General features: G+C 66.8%; 1 protein-coding gene. It reads left to right on the forward strand.

The annotated features are described in order from the left end of the window. Positions 1-51: 51 nt before the first annotated feature. The gene (locus ASG96_RS05760) at positions 52-1008 is read left to right on the forward strand and encodes an IS1595 family transposase (RefSeq protein ID WP_082591657.1); all 957 of its coding nucleotides are present in this window, start codon (positions 52-54) and stop codon (positions 1006-1008) included. The last annotated feature ends 16 nt before the right edge of the window (positions 1009-1024 follow it).

Below are 1024 nucleotides of genomic sequence, written 5' to 3' on the forward strand. Positions count from 1 at the left end.
CAATTAGAACACATGTTCTGCATATCTGCTTGGGAGAAGTAGGATCTGTGGATGACCGCGAATCCGGTTCGGGGAGAGGACTACCCGGCGACGTACCAGCAGCTGCTGGAGTGGTTCCCGGACAACCAGTCATGCCTGGAGTACCTGGCTGGGCTGCGCTGGCCGGGCGGGTTCGTGTGCCCGAGGTGCGAAGCGCGAGAGTTCTGGCGCACTGGTGCCGGGTTGTGGATGTGCCGGTCGTGCGGGCGGCGCACGTCGGTCACGGCGGGGACGGTCTTCGACCGGACCCGGACGCCGTTGTCGACCTGGTTCGCGGCGATCTGGTTCCTGACCTCGCAGAAGAACGGGATGTCCGCGCTCGGGCTGCAGCGGGTCCTCGGGTTCGGCTCGTACGAGACGGCGTGGGCCTGGATGCACAAGCTGCGCCGGGCCATGGTCCGCCCTGAGCGCGACCAGCTGTCCGGGATCGTGGAGCTCGACGAGACGATGCTCGGCGGCGTCACCCCGAGCAGCCACGGCGGATACGGCGACAAGGTCGCGGTCATGATCGCCATAGAACACAACGAGACCCGCCGCCTCGGCCGGGTCAGACTCGCCGTCGCGGACCACCCCGGCACCGCACAGCTCGTCGACTTCGCCACCCGAGTCATCGAGCCCGGCTCGACGATCCGCACCGACGGCGCCCGCACCCTGCGCCGGCTCGCCGACCTCGGCTACACCCACGAGTTCACCCTCGGCTACTCCGCACCCGACAAGGCCAGCGTCCTGCCCGGCGTGCACCTGGTCGCCTCCCTGCTCAAGCGCTGGCTCATCGGAACCCTGCACTTCCGCGTCGAGGAAGCTCACCTGCCCTACTACCTCGACGAGTACACCTTCCGGTTCAACCGCCGGAACGCGAAGTCCCGCGGGCTGCTCTTCTACCGGCTGCTCGAGCAGGCCGTCGACACCGACCCCCACCCGCTCAAGGACCTTCTCAAACCAGAAACCGGCATACCCGACTTCACCTAAGCAGATATGCAGAACA

Origin of the sequence: Terrabacter sp. Soil810 (genome assembly GCF_001429645.1) — a bacterium.
In the GTDB taxonomy this organism is placed as follows: Bacteria; Actinomycetota; Actinomycetes; order Actinomycetales; family Dermatophilaceae; genus Terrabacter.